This window comes from Sulfurimonas sp. (assembly GCF_014859695.1).
Lineage (GTDB): Bacteria > Campylobacterota > Campylobacteria > Campylobacterales > Sulfurimonadaceae > Sulfurimonas.
Genome location: NZ_JACUTS010000004.1, coordinates 43,825 through 57,118 on the forward strand (window position 1 = coordinate 43,825; position 13,294 = coordinate 57,118).

Annotated in this window: 15 protein-coding genes; 1 reads left to right on the forward strand and 14 read right to left on the reverse strand. The window is 36.2% G+C overall.

Going from position 1 to position 13,294, the window contains the following annotated elements; translation table 11 throughout:
• Window positions 1-61 precede the first annotated feature (61 nt).
• From IBX42_RS01840 to glyQ, 9 genes are all read right to left on the reverse strand, one after another.
• Complete coding sequence (locus tag IBX42_RS01840) at window positions 62-2,299, reverse strand: AAA family ATPase (RefSeq protein ID WP_294927929.1); 2,238 nt, start codon at window positions 2,297-2,299, stop codon at window positions 62-64.
• Window positions 2,292-3,575 carry an ATP-binding protein gene (locus IBX42_RS01845; protein WP_294927931.1) on the reverse strand — a complete coding sequence of 428 codons (1,284 nt, stop codon included), beginning with the start codon at window positions 3,573-3,575 and terminating at the stop codon, window positions 2,292-2,294. Before IBX42_RS01845 ends, IBX42_RS01840 begins: the two co-directional genes overlap by 8 nt.
• Window positions 3,576-3,769: 194 nt before the next feature.
• Window positions 3,770-4,843, reverse strand: coding sequence for a hypothetical protein (locus IBX42_RS01850; RefSeq protein ID WP_294927934.1), 1,074 nt, complete (start codon window positions 4,841-4,843; stop codon window positions 3,770-3,772).
• On the reverse strand, window positions 4,840-5,496 hold the full coding sequence (locus IBX42_RS01855; protein WP_294927937.1) for a hypothetical protein: 657 nt from the start codon (window positions 5,494-5,496) through the stop codon (window positions 4,840-4,842). Before IBX42_RS01855 ends, IBX42_RS01850 begins: the two co-directional genes overlap by 4 nt.
• A gap of 189 nt (window positions 5,497-5,685) precedes the next feature.
• On the reverse strand, window positions 5,686-6,126 hold the full coding sequence (locus tag IBX42_RS01860) for a hypothetical protein (RefSeq protein ID WP_294927940.1): 441 nt from the start codon (window positions 6,124-6,126) through the stop codon (window positions 5,686-5,688).
• A 57-nt stretch (window positions 6,127-6,183) separates the two neighbouring features.
• Complete coding sequence (locus tag IBX42_RS01865) at window positions 6,184-6,951, reverse strand: DpnI domain-containing protein (RefSeq protein ID WP_294927943.1); 768 nt, start codon at window positions 6,949-6,951, stop codon at window positions 6,184-6,186.
• Between the two features lie 155 nt (window positions 6,952-7,106).
• Window positions 7,107-7,286, reverse strand: coding sequence for a hypothetical protein (locus IBX42_RS01870; protein ID WP_294927945.1), 180 nt, complete (start codon window positions 7,284-7,286; stop codon window positions 7,107-7,109).
• Window positions 7,283-7,843 carry a zeta toxin family protein gene (locus IBX42_RS01875; protein WP_294927948.1) on the reverse strand — a complete coding sequence of 187 codons (561 nt, stop codon included), beginning with the start codon at window positions 7,841-7,843 and terminating at the stop codon, window positions 7,283-7,285. The genes IBX42_RS01870 and IBX42_RS01875 overlap by 4 nt, the downstream gene beginning before the upstream one ends.
• 4 nt (window positions 7,844-7,847) lie before the next feature.
• Window positions 7,848-8,729 carry a glycine--tRNA ligase subunit alpha gene (gene glyQ, locus IBX42_RS01880; protein WP_294927950.1) on the reverse strand — a complete coding sequence of 294 codons (882 nt, stop codon included), beginning with the start codon at window positions 8,727-8,729 and terminating at the stop codon, window positions 7,848-7,850.
• Window positions 8,730-8,872: 143 nt separating this feature from the next.
• Here glyQ and IBX42_RS01885 point away from each other — a divergent pair, with 143 nt between their 5' ends.
• Window positions 8,873-9,319 carry a DsrE family protein gene (locus IBX42_RS01885; protein WP_294927953.1) on the forward strand — a complete coding sequence of 149 codons (447 nt, stop codon included), beginning with the start codon at window positions 8,873-8,875 and terminating at the stop codon, window positions 9,317-9,319.
• 3 nt (window positions 9,320-9,322) lie between these two features.
• Here the strand turns inward: IBX42_RS01885 and IBX42_RS01890 are convergent, their stop codons facing one another.
• The 5 genes from IBX42_RS01890 to IBX42_RS01910 all read right to left on the reverse strand — a co-directional run bounded on the left by IBX42_RS01890 (window position 9,323) and on the right by IBX42_RS01910 (window position 13,285).
• Window positions 9,323-10,180, reverse strand: coding sequence for an ARMT1-like domain-containing protein (locus IBX42_RS01890; protein WP_294927956.1), 858 nt, complete (start codon window positions 10,178-10,180; stop codon window positions 9,323-9,325).
• Between the two features lie 12 nt (window positions 10,181-10,192).
• A complete protein-coding gene (locus IBX42_RS01895) occupies window positions 10,193-10,666 on the reverse strand; it encodes a DUF3972 domain-containing protein (RefSeq protein WP_294927958.1) in 474 nt (157 codons plus the stop codon).
• A 21-nt stretch (window positions 10,667-10,687) separates the two neighbouring features.
• On the reverse strand, window positions 10,688-11,185 hold the full coding sequence (gene purE / locus IBX42_RS01900) for a 5-(carboxyamino)imidazole ribonucleotide mutase (RefSeq protein WP_294927961.1): 498 nt from the start codon (window positions 11,183-11,185) through the stop codon (window positions 10,688-10,690).
• Between the two features lie 70 nt (window positions 11,186-11,255).
• Entirely contained in the window at window positions 11,256-12,548 is a 1,293-nt protein-coding gene (locus IBX42_RS01905) for a peptidase U32 family protein (protein ID WP_294927964.1), read from the reverse strand.
• Window positions 12,548-13,285, reverse strand: a complete 738-nt coding sequence (locus IBX42_RS01910) for a chemotaxis protein (RefSeq protein ID WP_294927967.1) — start codon at window positions 13,283-13,285, stop codon at window positions 12,548-12,550. The genes IBX42_RS01905 and IBX42_RS01910 overlap by 1 nt, the downstream gene beginning before the upstream one ends.
• Between the last annotated feature and the right edge of the window lie 9 nt (window positions 13,286-13,294).

Consider the following 13,294-nt stretch of genomic DNA (forward strand, 5'->3'; position numbering starts at 1 on the left):
TACATCTGCTTTGATTATATGTTTAAGTTAATAAAAAAGTCCTTATAACTGATGTTGCGCACTAAAGTTCCAAAAGCACGGTATCTCTTCTTGTGGCTTCAAACTTCTTGCATCCGCTCTCAAAAGCTCCGCTCTCGCCTATCAAGATGCACTTGTGTTTTGCCCTCGTAACGGCGGTATAGATGAGCTTTGTATTGTGCATAATGTAGTGTGAAAAACTCATGGGAATGACGACAATGTCATACTCCATCCCTTGTACTTTATGGACGGTTAGCGCGTAAGAGAGCATAAGATGGCTCTTCAACTCCTCATACTCATAAACTACCACGACATCCTCATTCGGGTAAAAAACGAACACCTGTTCATCCTCCTCTTCTATCTTAAAAAAAAGTCCGCTCATACCGTTAAATATGCGCCTGATTGCCGAATCTTCGCCATTTTTATACCCCTCGCCGCTCCATGAGGTCATGTTTTCATTTTTCGTATGCACCACTTTGTCCATAAGCCTAAACTCTACGCCGCCCTTTTTTACGCACTTTTTGGGGTTTGGGTTGAAGTAATCCTGCAAGACGGTGTTTAAGTTGTTTACGCCCAGAGTTCCACCCTTCATGGGAGTAATAACCTGAAAATAGTTCAGATACTCTTTTATCTGCTTATTGTTGAGTCTGTACCTTGCTTTTTCTATTGATTCTACGACCTTGTGGGCTATCTCGGCAACTATTTGCGCGGAGTTATTCTCTCTCATATCCTGCAGCTCTTTTTGAGAGAGTTGGTTTTTCAAAACATAATAGTTCTGCATAGAAACATCCAAAAACTCAAAATCTTCATATGTTTTTCTATACTCGGGAACAATCCCCTCTCGTATATCGTTTGCGATAACCGTTATGGCTTTGTCTTCACTCTGTCTGTAGATTTTTGTAAGCTTTACAATGGGTGCGAGCTCCAATGTCAAAACATCGCTCAATACATTCCCCGCACCGATGGGAGGGAGCTGCGCATCATCGCCTACGATAATCAAGATGGCATTTTTGTCTATTTTTGAAACCAGCCTTGCAAAGAGGGAGGAGTTTATCATGGAGGCTTCATCTATTAAAATAACCGAGTAGGGAAAGTTGTCCCTGTCTTCAAACTTAACAAGCAGACTCTGGATAGTTGCGCTCTCATACCCCGTCGTATCGGCGATGCGCTGCGAAGCTATACCGCTAAGAGCACATGTCATTATCTCTTTTTTGTCATATTTTATATTGAGCAAATCCAGAACTGTTTTAGAAGTCGTACTCTTTCCCGTTCCGGCGTAACCTACCAAAAAGAGTATTGATGCACCATCGTTTATCTTCTTTACCGCCTCTTTTTGCTGCTCCCCCAACTGAAGCTCTTTCTCTTTTAAGAACTCGTCAATATTTTTTACAAACCCGTCGTTTTGCAGCTTTGCTCTTCTTTTAAACTCATCATATAAATATTTCTCCGCATCATAAAGGCGCGCAGGAGAGACACGATTGTTTTTCATCAAAACAATGCTCCCCTCACTAACCCGCTCAATCAAAATCGCCTCATAGAGATAATTTTTGTCACTAAAGAGAAGAAGTTCATTAAGCTCGCTAAAGAGTATCTCTTTTGCCACACATGAGTTGCCCTGCTGTTCGCAGTAGTTGAGCAGTACATAATCCATTGCCGAACCTATGCGGTTTTCATCGCTTGGATTTACCCCCATCTTAAGGGCGAGCTCATCGGCACGTTTGAAGCCTATGGAGTTTATGGAGGTTAAAACGTAGGGATTGTTTTTTATCTTTGCACAAGGCTCTTCAACGTCCCTCATGGCAGTTGCAATAGTTGTTAAAAATGCGGGGGAAACATCGTAAGGGCTTAAAAACTCCCCTATTTCACGCATGGAGCGGAACTTTTTCCATGAAGCCTGAATCTTCTTCAGCCGCTTCTCTTTGATGCCGCTAAACTCCAAAAGTCTCTCTATATCGTTGTCTAAAACCTCGACAAGCCCCTCGTTTCCGAAATGCTCTATAAGCTCAGCCGTAAGTTTTTTCGTAAACCCTTTTACGATTTTGTTGAGAAAGAAAAAGAGTTCGTTTTGGTTCACTTTTATCTGCTCAAACTTAAAAGTTTTGCCATACTTTTTATGCTCTTCCCAGTGCCCCTTAAGAGTAACCGCAGAATCCTTAAGATGTGAGACAGCGCTCTCAAAGTAAGAGCCGCTAACCTTCTCCCCGCCTTTCAAAACGGCAATAAAAAAAGCCTCTTCTTCAAAAAGGATTTTGTCAATCTGACCTATTATGGTTTCATTCAATATTTAAACCTTCATCAGCCTCAAGCAAAAACCTATCTATACTTAGCACTTCCACACCACTGAGTGCTTCATTTACATCATAAGTTATCAAGATACATCTGCTATCCTCTTTTTTGAACTCTCCAAAAGCGTTTAACTCTCTTTTTTTTGTTTTTTCATCACTTATATCATACGCAACTTGATACAATCTATTTTGCGTATAAAAATCGACCTCTTGATTATCTTTCCTGTATGTGACTTTTTCATCTTTTTTATATAGTTCGTTAAATACCAAATTTTCCAAGGCAGTACCTAGATTTTTTGTTCTGTTTACTCCTAGATTTAAAAAACCGTTATCGCTCAAATAGAGTTTTTTAGCAGATTTTATTTGCGAGGTCAGTTTATCGTGATGTGCAGAAATAGTATGGATTAAAAAATTGTCTTCAAAATAGCCGATGTACTCTTTTATCATTTTTGGATCAACACTTAGTTTTTTAGCCAATGAGCTGTAATTTAGCGTGGTTGCAGCATTTGAAACAAGATAATAAAAGAGGTCTCTTATGATTTGAGAGCTTTTAATGTTGTATCTTGGAACTATATCTTTTAGTATGATATCTTCAGCCACATTCATAAGATACTCTTTTTTTAGCATCTCATCGTTATTTGACAGCACTGAGTAGTATCCGCCCCATTTGAGGTACTCATCCATAGCTCTGCTTATCTCGATTTTGTTTGCCGCTCTTTGAATTTTTGTGGAAAAATCTATCTTTTTAAAATGTAAAAATTCCCTAAAATTAAAACTATGTATCTCAAGCCTCAGCACTCTGCCAGTTAAAACGGTTGCATAGTTTGAAGTTAAAAGCGATGCGTTTGAACCGGTTATAATAAATTTGATATTGGAGTTCTCATATTTTGATTTTACAAAGATTTCCCAATTTTGAAATATTTGCACCTCATCTATAAAAAAATATATCTTCTTCTCTCTGTTTGGATTTGCAAGTTTTAAGTACGCATCAAAAATCACTCCAAGATATGAAGCGTCATCCTTATATGGTATAAATTCCGGCTTTTCCAAGTTGATGAAAAATATATTTTTTGCTTCAACACTTTTTAATAGCTCACGAATGAGCAATTTTGCCAGAGTGCTTTTGCCTACTCGTCTCGCACCAACAAGAGCCAAAATCTCTTTTGTGCCAAGAAATTTCAGAGCTTTATCTAAAATTTCTCTTGAAACAAAGTCGCCATATATATTCTGATTTACCCAATGTACATTATCTTCTAAAAGAATTGAATCCATATTTATATCCTAAATAAAGAATGTATTCCTAATAATACACTACTTTTAAGAATTTTTAGCTTTTTTTGAATATGAAAAGATGTTCATGCATAGTTTTTAGACATATGCTTAAAAAATAGCTGTGTAAAACACTACTTGAGAGGGGGGGTGCCCTCGGATGTGCAGTAGTTCAAATTTTCCCTGTCGTAGTATTTTTATTCTATGGCATTTTTGGCTGCAGTTTGTTTGTCCATACAATATTTAACCATTGAATAATCTGTCCCCCATTTGTTTGAACAAAAATTTTTAATTTCGTAGCTGTAGTAGCTTAAATCTATTGTATTTTTAGCCTTTGTTTGTTTATCTATGCAATATTTGACCATTGAATAGTCAACTCTCCATTTGTCACTACAACTATTTTTAATGATAGTGTCAATCCTGTTTTTTTCTTTATTATAATTTTGCATGGCATTATTATTTTCAGAAATTATTTTTTGTTTTTTCTTTTTAACACTAGTTGCTTTTTCGGCTGCAATTTTTAATTTTTTTTGTTTTTCTTTGAATTTATCAGAGGATGCATACGCTATTTTATCCTCAACTTCGGTTAATGATAAATTTTCATTTAAACTTGTTTTTTTGCAACTGTTAAAAGCATGTTCATGAATTACTTTGGTTTTATATTCTGATGCTTTGATTTTACAATATTCATTTATTTTATCTCGTATCTTAAGTCTATCTCTTTGCTTTTTCATTTCTTCAAACTTTTTCTTTTCTATCTGTTGTTGCTTGGCAAGCTTTTCTTTTTTTAATTTTTTTTCTTTATTAAGATAATATTTACGGTATGTTTCTTCTTCTAAGTCTAAATCAAAGTTTATTTTTATAGAAGTAAAAATTAAATCTGATGGGTAGGAGGTTAATTCACTAATATTGTTTCGTTTTTTAAAATAAATTTTTCTCTTAATTGTTTCTGATTTTGCTACTTCAATATCATCATAAGTCATAAATGATATTGAAATTTTTGTATAAATAAAATCACTGTGTAACCCCTTTGCAATTGCACCAAAGTCAGCCCAATTTCCAGTTTGTTCTTCTATTGATTTTAAAACAAAGTTCCAGGCTACAACATTATCAAGATAATTTATTTTTATATTTGTATCTATAGCAAAAGGCGTTGTAGGGTTTTCTTTATTAAGTTTAAATAACTCGGTTGTTTTATATTTACGATATTCTTCTAAATCAATAGCCTCTGTAAGATTAAAAAGTATAGAAATTATTAAAAAAAATTTCATCTATTACTGCCTTTGTTTTCCGTCGTAGTAGATAATTCAACTTTTGAATTTTTTACTAGTAAATTAAACCTTTGCAGTAATTCTTCTGTCGCATTGTAAAACTTTGCATTATCTAAATCTTTATAAGAGAACATGTAACTTTGCTCTCTGCCTTCAATTATGATTTTATTTTTATCTCCTCTGAAATAATCTATTTTAAGTATGTCATAAATAATTCTATCTTTAACATATAAAGTTGGAGTATTTTCATATTTGTTCTTTAAATATTTTTGCTCCTCTTTTTTTGTCATTTTTGTAGTATTGCTATGGTTTATATTATTGCTTTTAGATATTTTTGCTGGGGAAGGACTGTATGGTTCTTTTAAATATCCCCCATTATCATCTTTTTTGCCCATGTTTGCTTTTACTTTTATTCTGGCAATATCAGCGTTAACTTTTTCATCTAATAATTTTCTTTTTTTATCATATTTTTTATGAATGTTTTCCCTCTCTTGGTCTAATTGAACAAGTTCCCTCTCTAGCCTTGCTTCTTTAGAATACATTGCTTTTAATCTTATTTCTTCGAGAGCCAAAACCGATTTAAAATACTCATCATTCCCAAACATACATTGACTTAAAATAATAATAAGATAAATAATTGACAAAAATTTCATGCAAGTCCTTTTTTTACATCAGTGCTTATAATTTTTATAAAATAAAAAAACACATTTAAAATAGATTAATATGGTATCATAATAAACTAAAGGCTGTGATGAATACTTGTATTTTGGTTAATTTAAGGCGTATTAATAATTTAAAAAGACATATTGTTAAATGATAAGATACAGAAAGTATTTAAAAGTTTAAATCTCTCCAGTAGCACCATCTTTTAAAATCTCCAATGACTCCTCAAAACCCTCTGCCTTACCACCAACAAATTCATTAAAACCATACTCTTCTATTTCAACAGATTCACAAATATCAATTTTCCAAAGATTTCTGTACTCTTTTGCTGCAGTCTCAATTTGCTTTAGAACATCGGCATGAACTATTTTTTCAATAAAACCTTTTGACATCAATTGCAATGTTTTTAAATCCAAATGTTGTAAATTTTCTACCAGTTCAAAGTCCTTAAATTCATCACTATTTAAAACTTCATCAAGCATCTCTTGGGAAACCTCAACATCATACAGCTCATCATCTTCATCAAAATTTATACAAACAATTTTAAATGGAAAATAAAAAGATGGATTATCCAGCAAATATCTTAAAATTTTCAGTGCTAATTCTTTTGAGATAGGCATTACTTAACTCCTTTTTTTGGATCTTAGCAAAAAAGAATAGAAAACAAAGCGATATATCTATTGTAATATATATTTTCCTAGACCCTCAAATTTTAAGTAATTTTTATCTCTTAAGACTTGAAGCTGTTGCCTGATTTTTGCTTGAACATTATTGTTATCTGGATGCTTGAGTTTAAGATAAGTTTCAAATTTATAAATATCATGGAGCGTAAAATCTTTTTTATCAAGTTTTTCAATACATTTTAAAATATCAAGTATCCAACCTTTGGATTTGATATTATGAGACTCTTTTAAAAAACTTGTTTTATGCCACTCTTCTAAAATTTTATCTTTACTTTGTATCTTGGAATCTTTTACATAAAATATTTTACCACTATTTGGAATAGTATCGAGAAGAATATTGCATCCTACCCATCCCGCTCTTCTAGCTGTTGAAGAGAGCGGGTTTCGCTTTTCAATGATTTCTGGAATAAAAAAATGTTTGGGAATAACTATAAAATTAGAGATATCAAGAGTGTTTTTATCATAATTCAAAAAGAAGAAGTTAGGATTTGATTCACTTTGCAGGCGTTCAATCATCGTAGTATAGGCACCATCGACAATTTTTTTACCCATTTTGTCTTTTTTACTTTTTAGCTCATAATCTTCACTGCATTTAGAACAATAAAAATCAGCAACAGGTTTGTTGTTTTCATAATTTGAAAGATAACTTCCGCAATTTGGACAAAAAATATTTTTTTCAACCCAACTTTCAGTAAGCACCCTAGCTATTTGCGATTTATTTTCATACCCCGATGATAGCGATATATCAAATCCTAAATCCATTTTATAAACGGCTGATACTTTGTAAAGCTGGCTTGGTTTAACGGTGCGGTCATCTTCTCTCCCATGGTTTTATATCAGCAAAAGTTTAATAAAATATTTTTTAATAGTTAAAAAATATGACAAATAGTCATATTTTTACGCCTTTACCCTCTTTTTTATCTCATATACTCTTTTGGCATCTGCTGTGTTATTGTTCCGTCTGGAAGTTGAAAGTAGATAGTTCCATTCTTGGCATAAACATTTGCAACACCATTTTCCAAACTCTTTTTTTGAGCTTCTTTAACAGCCTTTGAAGCTATTTTTAAAATATCCATTTCAAGTTTTAAATCTTTCATATCAATCCTTTTAAAAATTTATTGTACAAGTCATCTAAAAATATCTGCTCTTTATTAGCAACTAGTTCATAATTATCATCGCCGTTAAAAAATAGCATCCATTCATCAACCATTTCTTTATATGTATGATAAAAAAGTTTTTTACTTCTTATATATCTTCTTTTTATATCTTCGTCGGGTACATTATGTCCGCCATTGAGCACTCTGTTTCGCACTCTTAGTATATTTTCAACATCATTTTCTAAAAAAAGATATATCAATATTACCACGAATCCTCTATTTTTAGCTTCTTTTATAATATTTGCAAGATATTTTCCAGATAGTGTAGATTCTATCATAAAAGAACTCTCTTTGGAGAGGCTTACATGAAGCTGTTTAAAAAATTCTTTACCCGCTTTTACTTTATATTTTTGGATATCTTGAGGATCATATTTTTTAGCTATTTCATCGGCATTTATGAAATAAAGATTATTTAACTCTACATAATTAAGTGCAAAGGTAGTTTTTCCGCTTCCGTTCGCACCTGCAATAATATACAGAGTTTTATCAGATTTCATATATTTACGCCTTAACCCTCTTGTTTCTATCAGCTTCCTGCGCTTTGTATAGTTCCGCACAGCCGCGTGAGAGTTCGCGGATTTTTAGAATGTAGTTTTGGCGTTCTGTTTGGCTGATGGCTTTTCTGGCATCTAGTACGTTAAAAGTGTTTGCTGCCATCATGCATAGGTCGTATGCGGGAAGAGGAAGTCCTGTTTCTATGGTTTTTAGGCACTCCTCACTTTTTGCGTTAAACTCTGCAAAGAGCATCGCGGTATCCGCTACTTCAAAGTTGTACTTGCTAAACTCTATCTCTGCCTCTTTGTGAACATCTCGGTAGAGTGTTTTTCCGTGCTCATTTTCGCCCCAAACTATGTCAAAAACAGTGTCCACGCCTTGAAGGTACATGGCTAGCCTCTCTGTTCCGTAGGTTATCTCAACCGCTACGGGACTGCACTCTATGCCGCCTACTTGTTGGAAGTAGGTAAACTGTGTCACTTCCATGCCGTTAAGCCAAACTTCCCAGCCAAGACCCCATGCACCGAGTGTCGGTGATTCCCAGTTGTCTTCTACAAAGCGGATATCATGGTTTTTTACGTCAAGTCCGAGATACTCTAACGACTTTAGGTAAAGCTCTTGAATGTTGTCTGGAGATGGTTTGATGAGCGCTTGAAACTGGTAGTAGCTTCCTAAACGGTTTGGGTTTTCACCGTATCTTCCATCCGTCGGACGACGGCTTGGTGCCACATAAGCAACCGACCATGGAGTAGAATCGAGTGAGCGCAAAAATGTAGCCGGATGAAACGTTCCCGCACCCGCAGGAATATCGTAGGGCTGGACAATATTACACCCCTGTTTCATCCAAAATTCTTGTAGTTTTAGTAACATAGAGCTAAAAGTTATCATGAGTGCCTCTTGTAAATAGTTGCGCAATTATAACAAAGCAAAACTTTATTTTATAATTCAAAAAACAAGGCGGCTTTTTTATTTGTTTAGTTTATTTTAAAAATTATCTAATATAATACATTAATCTAACAAAAAGAAGAGTGATGAAACATCTATTTTTTATATTGTCTGTTATTATTACAGCCCTGCAAGCCCAAGAGTACAAAGCAGTTTTTAACTGTAACGCCAACGACATGCAGTATATTGCCAGCCGTATGGTCCTTGTTGAGAGAACTATGGATATGATTGAGAAAAACGGTGATATACCGAAGTTTGCCATTACTATTCATGGAGGGTGCGCGCCGATTGTTTCAAAAAACTATGATGAAATAGTTCTTGATGAGAAGGATTTAGGCTCCATTGAGTTGTCTCAAAAACAACTTATAAAACTAGCTAAAAGAGGCGTTGAGATAGTCGTATGTGCCATGAGTTTAAATGCAAATACAATTCAAAAAGAGGATGTAATTCCATCCGTAAAAATATCTCCCAACAGCTTTTTAGAGACTATCTCCTACCAAAACAACGGTTACGCACTGATGGTGTTTGAGTAGAAATCAAACAACTTTGCAGACTATATCGCCGACCTCTTTTTTTAGCGAGGCGGCGACGACACCGCACTTTACCTTTAGTAAAAAGCAGATGTCGCGTCTATGTGATGGACTCATGCACTCATAATTTCCCATCCCTTTGCTTATAACCAAATCTGCCGTGTCAAAAAGTTCTTTCGCATAGGAATTTGCACGATTGTAGGTAAACCCAGGAGTATTTACTCCGCTGTCGACAACTTTGCAAATCTTCTCAAAGCCTGCCTCTTTCGCCTCTTTTATAGTAACGTCGTTTATAATCGGATTTCCTCGTACCATGTAGGAGTATTTTGCGCATGGGTACAACTCTTTGAGCGTCTGAATGAACATGTAGTCAAAGATATGTTCTCCTACGTTGTCGCCTACTATGAGAACACTCTTTGCGCTTTTGAGTTTTTTCTCAAAAAGAGCAAAATCGTTGTGCGCAAACTCCGTGTCAAATATCTTCTCAAGCTCCTCTTCAAGGTCAAATTCCACTTCTGCGGCGAGGTCTATAACATTTCCCGCAACGGCTATTTTTGTGGCTGTTAGTAGTTTGTCTTTTGAGTTTGATAGCTCTTTTTCTAAAAGCGGAACAAAAGAGAGAGCTTTTTTTGTAGAGAGTTCTTTTACTTCATCATACAAATCTGTTTTACGGGCAATAAGCGCCATTTTTTCATAAACATAGGATGCTATTTCGGGAGGGGTGTCATCAAAAGAGAAGGATTTGCTCATCTTGGTAACGCTAGAGATAAGCTCGTTTGAGAGAGATTCGTCTGCATGCAACGCATTTGCTACTTTAGCACTTTGGTTTATTATGCACTCTACGCAGGCTTCATCAATCGTCATATCCGAAAATGCTTACTTATCTGTATGCTCATCAATAGCCTTGTTCCACATGAGCTTATATTTTCTTCTCATGAACTCAACCTCTTGCTGAGAAAGTTTCAGCTGCTCTTGAAGTGTGTGAATCGTTTTTCTATCTTCGTCGTAAAGTTCCTGCAAAGAGCCAAGAGCTTCTCTTAAAAACTCATTTTCAACTCTTACCGCCGCAAGAGTTTCATCTTTTGCATCAAGAACTTTTTCATGAAGATTGATGATGGTGCCTATTGTCTTTTCAATAAACTGGGGCTGCACCAACATCTCTTTTGTGTTATGAGATGAGAGTTCTTTGAGTTGAGCCGGGACTACTTCTCCTGCACCTTTTGAAGGGTCTATATATCGCACTCCGTCTTCAACTTTAAGAGTAAGTTTGCCTCTGTCTGCCAAATCATCAATTGCAGATATATCCAAACCCGTAAGCTCCATATACTCTTCATCACTCATCCACTTCATACGTGTGCCCCTGTTACAAATTTACGAAAGAATTGTCTCAATCTCCATTGAATCCATCTCAACTTTTTTAGCTTTTGAGATGCGATCCTCTTTTAGCTTGATTGCCAACTCTTCGTTATCGAGTGCCAATATCTGCATTGCCAAATAAGCAGAGTTTATCGCTCCTGCTTTTCCTATTGCAACAGTAGCAACAGGCATTCCAGCAGGCATTTGAACAGTAGATAAAAGAGCATCGATTCCGCTAAGAGCAGATGCGCTCATAGGAACACCGACAATAGGCTTGACTGTTTTAGATGAAAGAACACCCGCTAAGTGAGCAGCCATTCCCGCAGCCGCTATGAAAACTTGAGCACCTTTTTTCTCTGCTGTAATAATATAGTCTTTTGTTCTCTCAGGTGAGCGATGAGCCGATGAAATTATCATCTCATACTGAACACCAAATGCTTCAAGCGTATCTGAACAAGATTTCATTACCTCATAATCACTTTTCGACCCTATTATAATTGAAACAAATTTCATTTAAGCTTTTTCCTTATTTTTTAATGGCGTGATTATATCATAGCCTTATCTAATAATTAATATTTTAAAATTACACTTTAGGGTATGTTCCCATATCTGGATGTGCAGGTATTCTTAAAAAAGTATACGGTGGAAGCTTTATAGGCAGTGTAATCGGGTTAGTATTTCCGCTGTGAACCTCATCTAAAACTTTACTGTTTTGAGCCAACAGCTTCTTTAGCTTCATGTAACTTTTTCCATCACGCTCGTATGTACTGCCTATCTCATTATCTGCGATTTCTATGACGGTGCCAAGCGGAGCGACTATCTCAAGCTCATCATTTGGCAATGTTTTATACTTGCATAAAAAGTGTGTGCCCTCTTCATTTACCACTCCGCTTACCTGGTGCGTTCCTAGCTGCATAGTAAAATCCAGACTCTGCGTGTCATGCTTTTCAAACGGTCTTGAGATAAGATAAGCATCCGTATAGCCGCGGTTTTGAAGAGAGTTCAGCTCATACTGATACTTCTCTACGTCATTTATGCCCTCATAGTAGTCGTCTATCGCCATTCTATACGCTTTTGCCGTTACCGCCGCATAGTAAGCTGTTTTTGTACGCCCCTCAATTTTAAGAGAATCAACAACACCGCTGTCTAAAATCTCCTTGACATGTGAAGCGAGATTAAGGTCTTTTGAGTTCATGATGTAGGTTCCCACGCCCTCCTCTTCTTCAAGTCTAAAAAGTGTTCCGGTCTCTGGGTTTGCAGCGTACATCTCATAAGGAAATCTGCAGTCATTCGCACAGCTTCCGCGATTTGGCACACGTCCGCTTTGCAGAGTCGAGATAAGGCAACGCCCGCTGTAGGCAAAGCACATAGAGCCATGCACAAAAACCTCAAGCTCCAAATCAGGAAGCTCTTTTTTTATCTCAACCAAATCTCGAAGTGAAATCTCTCTTGCGGTTATGATGCGTGTTGCCCCCATATCGCAGTAGACTTTTGCATCAAGCACATTCATGACATTTGCCTGAGTTGAGAGGTGAAGCGGCATGTGCGGTACTAAATCATGACAGAGTTTAAGCACGCCGGGAGTCGCAACAATAAACGCATCCGGTCCAAGATCTGCCATAGCCAAAATATGTTTTTTCAAAAGGTTAATCTGGGAGTTAAAAGGAAAACCGTTTAGTGTTGCGTACACTTTTTTGCCGCGAGAGTGAGCATACTCAATCCCCTCTGCAAACTCATCCATACTAAACTCTTTACCCGAACGTATGCGAAGCGAAAAGTGGCTTACCCCGCCGTAAACCGCATCAGCACCGAAGTCAATAGCAATTTTTAATTTTTCCAGTGTTCCCGCAGGGGATAATAATTCAACTTTTTGCATTAACTTCCAAATTGCGCCAAAAGTGCTTCTATATCTTCATTGGATGCCAGTTCATTATGAGTATCTCCGACAATATGCGTAGCAGAAGAGACCCTTTTTTCATCATCAACTCTACCCTCAAAAAGCGAGTTCATGTAGTTAGAGAGTGCGCGCATAACATTGATAACACGCTCAATTTTTTGGCGGTGAATATCCTGATACTGCATAATATCCATAACGTCCATTATTGCATTACCGCTTGACTGAAGCGTCTCTAGCGCTTCATTTGTGCTACTGAGTGCTGAGTTATTTTTCTCCAGCTGAACTCTAAAAGCCTCTACGTCCGGAAATTTACTATTTAAAGTTTTAAAGAGCTCGATATTACTATTCAACACCTCTATTACTTCCTCAGCCCTCTTCTCTTCCTCAAGCAGATCATTGCTGATTCCCTCTATAATGTCGAAAATTTCGCTGGCTTTCTCTTCACTCTCTTTTGTTACATCATCAAGCTGATGCACCATTTTATTTTCATTTGTTGCAGGAAGAGGCCAATGGTGCGCAGTCTCAGGAGTGTATCCAAGCGGCTTCTCATCGGCTGACTTTGAAGAACTTAAATCTTTCTCGTCATCTTTTTCATCACTGTCTTCAAGTCCCGTATCTTCATCAACTGAGACATCATCACTTATATCATCATCCGCAAAAGATTCTAAATCTTCAATATCACCGCTCATTAAGGCATCTAGTTCTTCTTGAGTCATAAACAACTC